9 protein-coding genes and 2 pseudogenes are annotated in these 7,652 nt (G+C 70.5%); 9 read left to right on the top strand and 2 right to left on the bottom strand.

All coding sequences use genetic code 11. From position 1 onward, the window contains the following. The first annotated feature begins 2 nt into the window (after window positions 1–2). From IQ216_RS09420 to IQ216_RS09390, 7 genes and pseudogenes are all read left to right on the top strand, one after another. Window positions 3–1,157, top strand: coding sequence for a homocysteine biosynthesis protein (locus IQ216_RS09420; protein ID WP_193815262.1), 1,155 nt, complete (start codon window positions 3–5; stop codon window positions 1,155–1,157). Between the two features lie 70 nt (window positions 1,158–1,227). Then, entirely contained in the window at window positions 1,228–1,797 is a 570-nt protein-coding gene (locus tag IQ216_RS09415) for a CAAD domain-containing protein (RefSeq protein WP_193815261.1), read from the top strand. Window positions 1,798–1,865: 68 nt separating this feature from the next. Then, entirely contained in the window at window positions 1,866–3,029 is a 1,164-nt protein-coding gene (locus IQ216_RS09410) for a GuaB3 family IMP dehydrogenase-related protein (RefSeq protein ID WP_186697000.1), read from the top strand. A gap of 165 nt (window positions 3,030–3,194) precedes the next feature. After that, window positions 3,195–3,518: a thioredoxin gene (trxA, locus tag IQ216_RS09405; protein WP_186697001.1), complete on the top strand. Its 324-nt coding sequence runs from the start codon at window positions 3,195–3,197 to the stop codon at window positions 3,516–3,518. A gap of 55 nt (window positions 3,519–3,573) precedes the next feature. Further along, the gene (locus tag IQ216_RS09400; protein ID WP_193815260.1) at window positions 3,574–4,647 is read left to right on the top strand and encodes an LOG family protein; all 1,074 of its coding nucleotides are present in this window, start codon (window positions 3,574–3,576) and stop codon (window positions 4,645–4,647) included. Continuing rightward, complete coding sequence (gene hisH / locus IQ216_RS09395; protein ID WP_186697003.1) at window positions 4,644–5,288, top strand: imidazole glycerol phosphate synthase subunit HisH; 645 nt, start codon at window positions 4,644–4,646, stop codon at window positions 5,286–5,288. The genes IQ216_RS09400 and hisH overlap by 4 nt, the downstream gene beginning before the upstream one ends. Beyond that, window positions 5,249–5,785, top strand: a pseudogene (locus IQ216_RS09390) (RsmD family RNA methyltransferase); the annotation flags it as partial. The gene hisH and the pseudogene IQ216_RS09390, both read left to right, overlap by 40 nt. 78 nt (window positions 5,786–5,863) lie before the next feature. Here the strand turns inward: IQ216_RS09390 and petG are convergent. Further along, a complete protein-coding gene (gene petG / locus IQ216_RS09385) occupies window positions 5,864–5,977 on the bottom strand; it encodes a cytochrome b6-f complex subunit V (RefSeq protein ID WP_186700639.1) in 114 nt (37 codons plus the stop codon). Between the two features lie 135 nt (window positions 5,978–6,112). Here petG and IQ216_RS09380 point away from each other — a divergent pair, with 135 nt between their 5' ends. Then, on the top strand, window positions 6,113–6,490 hold the full coding sequence (locus tag IQ216_RS09380) for a cytochrome c (protein WP_193815259.1): 378 nt from the start codon (window positions 6,113–6,115) through the stop codon (window positions 6,488–6,490). Then, on the top strand, window positions 6,487–7,278 hold the full coding sequence (locus tag IQ216_RS09375; RefSeq protein WP_370566691.1) for an RNA methyltransferase: 792 nt from the start codon (window positions 6,487–6,489) through the stop codon (window positions 7,276–7,278). The genes IQ216_RS09380 and IQ216_RS09375 overlap by 4 nt, the downstream gene beginning before the upstream one ends. 36 nt (window positions 7,279–7,314) lie before the next feature. On the opposite strand, the pseudogene IQ216_RS14735 reads toward IQ216_RS09375, so the two are convergent. Continuing rightward, window positions 7,315–7,638, bottom strand: a pseudogene (locus tag IQ216_RS14735) (PhnE/PtxC family ABC transporter permease); the annotation flags it as partial. Window positions 7,639–7,652 lie beyond the last annotated feature (14 nt).

The raw sequence follows: 7,652 nt of genomic DNA, 5'->3' as shown, positions 1-7,652 counted from the left end.
CCATGGAGCCACCGATCCGAAGCGAAGCCCAGCTGCAGCAGCGGCAGCAGCGCGGCGACCTGCGGGTGCGCCGTGCCAGCGCCTACCGCCGCCTGGTACGGCAGGAGGGCCTCGAAGCGGCCTTTGCCAGCACCGATGTGGTGGTGGCCGCCGATGCGGTGTTCACCGACCAGGCGTCCCTGCACCTCTCCCTGGGCCCCAGTGATCCGCCGATCCGGCTGCACAGCGTCCAGCTGGGCGGCGTCAGCGGCCTGGCCAGCGGCGGCAGCGGCGAACTGGTGCTGCCGATCGGCGGCGGCCTGGCGGACCCCGACCGGCTCAGTGGCGCCACCGTGCTGGATCAATTGCTGGCGGGCCAGACCCTCCCCCTCGATGCCAGTGGCGAGGCCACACCCCTGCACCCCAGGCGGGAGCTCCACACCGACCTCAACCTGGAGCGCATCGGTGCCGGACGTCTGCTGCTGCACCGCGCCATCGTCGAAAACGGCGTGGTGGCGGTGAGCAGCGCCCCCGGGGTGTGCCACAGCCCCTTCGGCCCGCTGCTGGGCCCCTTCACCACAGGCCTGTACAGCTGCGGTGGCGCCGGCAGCATCGGCCTCACCATGCCCGCCCTGAGCTTGCTTGGGCCGGGCTCCCCTGTGCTCGTGGCCGGCTGCATCGGCTGGGTGATGGGCAGTGGCAGCGGCCACCAGCCGAGCCCGCGGCGCCAGGCCAGCGGCCATGCCACCACCCCCGGAGCCGCCGTGGCGGTGGCGGTGGATCTGCATGGCCTCGATCGCCGCTGGCTCCGGGCCGCTCACTTCGAGGGCCATGGCGGTGCCCTGCTGGTGGCGATCGCAGCTCCGGTGCCCCTGCTCCACCTCGATGGCGCCCGCCAGGCTGCGGCCGGGGCCTCAGAGCTCGCGGCCACGGTGCTGGATCTGGCCTTGCCCAGGCGGGTCAAGCCGGCCTTCGGGCGTGTCAGCTACGCCGAGCTGACCCAGGGCAGCTTCCGGCTGCGAGACCGCCCCGTGCGCTGTGCGCCGGCCCACAGCCCCCGCCTGGCCGAGGAGATCGCCCAGCAGCTGCTGGAGGCCCTGCCGGCCGGCCGTTTCCCATTGCGTCTGCCCAGCCGGGCCCTGGGCAGCCGATCCGCCCAGCTGCCGCTCGATCCCTGATGTCTGACCACCACGGCAACCACGCTTAAGCTCCCCCCCACCACGATCACCGCACGGTTGCCGGAGGGCCATGGCTGAGGAGAACAAGACTGGGGAGAGCGGGGCTGAGCAGAGCGGGGCCGCAGACAGCTCGGCAGAGACGATCCCGCAGCCGCCTCAACCCGAGAGCACCCCGCCTGCCGAGCCGGCGGCCATCCCCCCCGATGCGGGCGTCACCGCGGCAGCTCCTGGGGTGCCCCCGGAGCCCAGCCCCGCACTCGACCCCAGCATCGCCGCCACGATCACCGTGCCGCCGCTGGAGGGCGCGGACGCCGACGGCGCTGAGGGGGGCGAGTGGGCCCTGCTCAGCGGCAAACTGCAGGACTGGCTGGCCAGCGGCGAGCTGCAGCGGATCTGGCAGCAGTCCCGCACACCCCTCACGGCCCTGCTGGCTGTGGTGGCGGTTGTGCTGGTGCTGCGGATCTACGCCTCCCTGCTCGGCGCGCTCAACGGTCTGCCCCTGGTGCCCGGCCTGCTGGAGCTGGTGGGGGTGATCTGGGTGCTGCGCAAGGGCCTGCCCAAACTGCTGCGCAGCAGCGAGCGCCGCGAGCTCGTGGCCGGCCTCAGGCAGCGCTGGGAGTCGTTCCTCGGCGGCGGCTGAAGGCCTGCCTGGCGGTGGCGGAGCTCGTCAGACCACTTGATAGCTTGACCCCAATACGTCAGTTTCCGGTGGACATCCAGCTGGGCCGCTCCCGAACCGTCCGTCGCGCCTACGGCATCGACGAGATCGCCCTGGTGCCCGGCGGCCGCACGGTGGACCCTTCGGTGACGGACAGCAGCTGGACTCTGGGGGGGATCAAGCGCGACATCCCGATCATCGCCAGTGCCATGGATGGCGTGGTGGACGTGGGCATGTGCGTGGAACTGACCCGCCAGGGGGCCCTCGGCGTGCTCAACCTCGAAGGGGTGCAGTGCCGCTACGACGACCCCAACCCCGTGCTCGACCGCATGACGGCCGTGGGCAAGAGTGAGTTCGTGGGGCTGATGCAGGAGCTCTACAGCCAGCCGGTGCGGGAAGACCTGATCCGCCGGCGGATCAAGGAGATCAAGGACCAGGGCGGCATCGCCGCCGTGAGCGCCACCCCGGTGGCCGCCATCCGCTTCGGCAAGGCGATCGCCGAAGCCGGTGCCGACCTGTTCTTCGTGCAGGCCACGGTGGTGAGCACCGAGCACGTGGGGCCTGAGGGCCAGCAGACCCTCGATCTCGAGGCCCTCTGCCGCGACTTCGGCGTGCCGGTGGTGATCGGCAACTGCGTCACCTATGAGGTGGCCCTGAAGCTGATGCGGGCTGGCGCCGCCGGCGTGATGGTGGGGATCGGGCCGGGTGCGGCCTGCACCAGCCGCGGTGTGCTCGGCATCGGCATCCCCCAGGCCACGGCCGTGGCCGACTGTGCCGCCGCCCGCGACGACTACGCCGCCGAGACGGGCCGGATCGTGCCGGTGGTGGCCGACGGCGGCATCGTCACCGGCGGCGACATCTGCAAGTGCCTGGCGTGCGGGGCTGACGCCGTGATGATCGGCTCCCCCATCGCCCGGGCCAGCGAAGCCCCCGGCAGGGGCTTCCACTGGGGCATGGCCACCCCCAGCCCGGTGCTGCCGCGGGGCACCCGGATCCAGGTGGGAACCACCGGCAGCCTGGAGACCATCCTGCGGGGTCCGGCGGGCCTCGACGACGGCACCCAGAACCTGCTGGGCTGCATCCGCACCTCCATGGGCACCCTGGGGGCCCGCACCCTCAAGGAGATGCAGCAGGTGGAGGTGGTGGTGGCCCCGTCCCTGCTCACCGAGGGCAAGGTGTACCAGAAGGCCCAGCAGCTGGGCATGGGCAAGTAAGTCCTATCTTGAAACCGTGGGGGCTTCACAGCTCGCACACTCCTCACACCCTCCGGCCCGGCACGTCCGGGCCTTTTGTCCTTAACGCCCTGCAACGCTTGTCTGGCCTCGTCAGGGGAGATCAGACGGCCCTTGCTAGATTGCAGAAACCCGATCACCACAAGGATGTCCAGCGCAGCCGCCGTTACCGACGCCTCCTTCGAACAGGACGTGCTCAAGAGCGACGTGCCCGTGCTGGTGGATTTCTGGGCTCCCTGGTGTGGACCCTGCCGGATGGTGGCGCCGATCGTGGACGAAATCGCCAAGGAGTTCGAGGGCCAGATCAAGGTGTTCAAGCTCAACACCGACGAGAACCCCAACGTCGCCAGTCAGTACGGCATCCGCAGCATCCCAACCCTGATGGTGTTCAAGGGTGGTCAGAAAGTGGACACGGTCGTGGGGGCCGTCCCCAAGACCACCCTCTCAGGCACCATCTCCAAATACCTCTGAAGCGGGCCCGCTTCGAGCCCCTCAGGGGCCTCGCCCCTGTGTTGAGTTCCAACCCATGAGCGGTTCCAGGCCCATCCAGCCCGCTACCAGGGCCGGTGGCCTGAGCCCCCTGGATGCGATCGCGGCCGTGAGCCGGAACCATCCCCAGCGGCGCCTGATCGACCGGGCCCTGGTATCCCTTCTGGACATCTGCCGGCAGGAGCAGGAGCCCGAGGCCTGGCGCATTGTCGAAGGCACCCTGGCTGACATCAGTGAAGCCCTGGCGGTGTTCCGTCCTCGCCGGGATGTGCGCAAGGTGTCGGTGTTCGGCTCTGCCCGGACCGAGCTGGATGATCCCAGTTACCAGCTGGCTGAGCAGCTGGCCGAAGCCGCCGTGGCCTCAGGGTTTGAAGTGATCACCGGCGCCGGAAGCGGCATCATGGAGGCCGCCAACCGGGGCGCGGGCTGTGAGCGCAGCATCGGCCTCAATGTGGACCTGCCCTTCGAGCAGCATCCCAATCCGATCGTGAGCAGTTGTGACGGTCGGCTGCTGCACTTCCGTTACTTCTTCACCCGCAAATTGTTCTTCCTGCGGGAGAGCGATGCCCTGGTGGTGCTGCCCGGTGGCTTCGGCACCCTCGACGAGCTGTTCGAGTCGCTCACGCTGATCCAGACCGGTCGCACCCCTCCGATCCCACTGGTGCTGCTGGCCGCCCCGGACGACCCCTTCTGGCTCAGCTGGCAGGAGCACAGCCTCAACGCGATGCAGGAACGGGGGCTGATCTCCCCGGAGGACACCTCCCTGCTGTTTCTCACGGACAGCGCCGAGGCGGCCATGGCCCAGATCGAGCGCTTCTACCGCCGCTTCCACGCCGCCACCCTGGAACGGGACCGGGTGGAGCTGCTGCTCAACGCCTCCCTCACAGCGGAGCAGCTGCGCCAGCTGAACCTCAGCTACGACGACCTGGTGGACCAGGGCAGCATTCAGGCCGCCGAAAGCATCGATCAGCGCGGCTTTCTGCGGCCCTGTCTGCGCTTTCATTTCGACAGGCGGCGGATGGGGCGGCTGTATCAGCTGATCGATAGCCTCAACGCCATGGACGTTCCCTCAGACCTCCCGGTGGAGCTGCCGAGCCAGGAGCCGGCATGACCCGCATCGGCCTGATCGACTACGGCATGGGCAACCTGCACTCGGTGCAGCGGGGCTTCGAGCGCCTGGGGGCCGCCGTGGTGCCGGTGCAGGCCGCCGAGCAGATGCAGGGCTGTGACGGCCTGGTGCTGCCGGGCGTGGGGGCCTTTGATCCGGCCATGGAACGGCTGGAGAGCAGCGGGCTCGCCGCCGCCACCCGCCACTGGTGCGGCGCAGGACTCCCCCTGCTGGGCATCTGCCTGGGCCTGCAGCTGCTGTTCGAGACCAGTGACGAGGGCCGTTCCCGGGGCCTGGGGCTGATCCCCGGCCGGGTGCGGGCCCTGCCCCGCAAGCCGGGCCATCCGATCCCCCACATGGGCTGGGAGCCGCTGGTGCCGGGCCGGGCCAGTCCGCTCCTGCCCGCCGAAGCCCCTGAAGCCTGGGTCTATTTCGTGCACTCCTACGCCGCGGATCCCCTGGACCCGGCCTGCACCACCGCCTGGGTGAGCGTGGCGGGGGAGCTGGTGAGCGCGGCGGTGTGGCAGGGAGCGATCGCCGCCTGCCAGTTCCACCCCGAGAAGTCGGCGGAGGCGGGCGAAGCGATGCTGCGGCGCTGGCTGGAGTGGCTGGAGCAGGCCCGTGGCGTGGAGCGGACACCGTGAGCCTGCGCCTCAGCGGCGGCCGCAAGCTCGAAAGCCCTCCTGGAGCCAAGGCCCGCCCAACGCCGTCGCGGGTGCGGCAGGCCGTGCTCAATCACCTGGCCCCCGAGCTGGACGGCTGCCGCTGGCTTGATCTCTGCACCGGCAGCGGCGCCATGGCCTGCGAGGCCCTGCAGCGCGGTGCCCGGCTGGTGGTGGCCGTGGAGCAGGATCGCCGCCTGGCCTCCCTGGCCCGGCGCAACCTGGAGCTGGTGCTGGGCGGTGTGCCCGTTGTAGAGGGCGGGCCTGAGCCCGGCACCGGCCGGGTGCAGGTGCACTGCTGCGAGGTGGTGCGCTGGCTGCAGCGGGGCTGCCAGGGCCAGCCCTTCGACCTGATCTACGCCGATCCGCCCTACCGGGCCGGGCTGTACCCAGCCCTGGCGCAGGCCATCTCCAAAGGGGGGTGGCTCAGCGGCCACGGCAGGCTGCTGCTGGAATGCGCCAGCGACGCTGCACCGGCAGTGCCGCCGACATGGAGCCTCGCTCAGCAGCGGCGCTACGGCTCCACCAGCGTGATCATCCTGAGGCCCTGGGGCCCGTCAGGCGTCGAGGGCGCTGCCGCGGCGGTATTGGTTCCAGGCAGCCACGAACAGACCCAGCAGCGTCACGGGGACCAGGCCGAGCACGATGCCGCAGAGCAGGGGTTCGATCATGTGAACGCGCAACAGGCCTCAGTCCACAATCTTCCCATGGGCAGCGCCATTGTTGGGGAAGGCAATGGCAACGTTGATCCTGCCTCGCCCCTTCCCTAGAACCGCTTCCCTGTCCTGCAGCCCCCACCCGCCTCGATGACCGGCCAGATCGTCCAACCCGCCATTCCCCGGGGCCTGGTGGCGGCCCTCGTGCTGGCGGCGGCAGCGGCCTGCGTGGTGGTGGCCCTGCTGGTGCTGCCGGCCTCCAGCCGGGACCCCTACACCCGCCAGACCCTTGAACTGCGGGGGTCGGTGGAGCACGGGGCCCAGCTGTTCAGGCTCAACTGCAGCGGCTGCCACGGCATTGCCGCCCAGGGCCTGGTGGGCCCCGACCTGCACGGCGTGTCCCAGCGCAAGAACCAGCGCCAGCTGATCCAACAGGTGGTGAGCGGCCGTACGCCGCCGATGCCGCGCTTCCAGCCCGAACCCCAGGCCATGGCCGACCTGCTGGCCTACCTGAACGGGCTGGTGTGACGCAGCCTCCCGAGGCGAGCGCTCCCCGGCAGGGGATCTCGCCGCTGGCGGTGGTGCTGGTGGAGCCTGCCGGCCCCCTCAACGTGGGCAGCGTGGCGCGCCTCTGCGCCAATTTCGATGTTCAGGAGCTGCGGCTGGTGGCCCCCCGCTGCGATCCGCTCGGAGAGGAGGCCCGCCGCATGGCCGTGCACGGGGTGGCCCACCTGGAGCGGGCCCGGGTGTTCCCCCACCTGGCGGCAGCCCTGGCCGACTGCCACCGGGTGGTCGCCACCAGCGGCCGTGGCGCAGGGGAGCCCCTGCCCCTGCTGGACGCCATTCCGGCCCTGACCTGGCTGGCCGATGGGCCCGCGGACAAGCTCGTGGCGCTGGTGTTCGGCCGGGAGGACCGGGGCCTCAGCAACGATGAACTGCTGCAGGCCGGCTGCCTGCTGCAGCTGGACACCGCCACCCCCTACCGCTCCCTCAACCTCTCCCATGCGGTGGCGCTGGCCCTGCAGGCTTGGCGGGGCCTCGGCGGAACCCCGGCAGCAGGCCAGCCCAGCCGGGAGCCCTGCCGGCGCGGCGAGCTCGAGGATCTGCTCAGCGATGCGGAGGCTCTGTTTCTGGCCGTGGGCTTCCTCTACCCCCACACCGCCCGGGCGCGGATGGCCAAGCTGCGGGCCTTGCTGCAGCGCGCCACCCCCAGCAGTGAAGACACCGCGCTGCTGCGGGGGATGGTGCGCCAGCTGCGCTGGGCCAGCCAACAGGGCGCCATCCGTCCGGCTAGCAAGGGCGGGCCAGACCCCTAGCGTCGGGCCACCCGTTCCGCACCGCGTTGACAGCTGGCCGATCCCCCCAGCCCCGACGAGGCCAATGACGGTCGCCATGCGGATGTTCCGGTCGACTACATAAAGGGTCAGGGCCACGAAGGACGGTATGACATTCGGGAGGACAGCGAGCCGCAGGACAGTCAGGCGGCCGGCCCCGAGCGCAGTCAGGGCCTCCTGTGGGCGCAGTTCGGCCGTCTCGACATCCTCGGCATAAAACTTGCCGAGAAAACCGATGCTGTGAATGGCGAGCGCCAGGATCCCAGCGACCGGGCCGAAGCCGAAGAGCAAGACAAGGAATAGCGCGCTGACAAGTTCAGGGATCGTCCGGGTAAAGGAGATTCCCGCGCGGACAA

Source organism: Cyanobium sp. LEGE 06143, assembly GCF_015207535.1.
GTDB lineage: Bacteria > Cyanobacteriota > Cyanobacteriia > PCC-6307 > Cyanobiaceae > NIES-981.
The sequence above is the reverse complement of the archived record's forward strand: the minus strand, read 5'-3'. Positions and strand labels throughout refer to the sequence as shown.

What these genes read in the sequence shown, in the direction of transcription:
- trxA (WP_186697001.1), top strand. Translation starts at nt 3,195, where the DNA reads ATGTCCAGCGCAGCCGCCGTTACCGACGCCTCCTTCGAACAGGACGTG.
- hisH (WP_186697003.1), top strand. Translation starts at nt 4,644, where the DNA reads ATGACCCGCATCGGCCTGATCGACTACGGCATGGGCAACCTGCACTCG.
- IQ216_RS09415 (WP_193815261.1), top strand. Translation starts at nt 1,228, where the DNA reads ATGGCTGAGGAGAACAAGACTGGGGAGAGCGGGGCTGAGCAGAGCGGG.
- IQ216_RS09380 (WP_193815259.1), top strand. Translation starts at nt 6,113, where the DNA reads ATGACCGGCCAGATCGTCCAACCCGCCATTCCCCGGGGCCTGGTGGCG.
- IQ216_RS09420 (WP_193815262.1), top strand. Translation starts at nt 3, where the DNA reads ATGGAGCCACCGATCCGAAGCGAAGCCCAGCTGCAGCAGCGGCAGCAG.
- petG (WP_186700639.1), bottom strand. Translation starts at nt 5,977, where the DNA reads ATGATCGAACCCCTGCTCTGCGGCATCGTGCTCGGCCTGGTCCCCGTG.
- IQ216_RS09400 (WP_193815260.1), top strand. Translation starts at nt 3,574, where the DNA reads ATGAGCGGTTCCAGGCCCATCCAGCCCGCTACCAGGGCCGGTGGCCTG.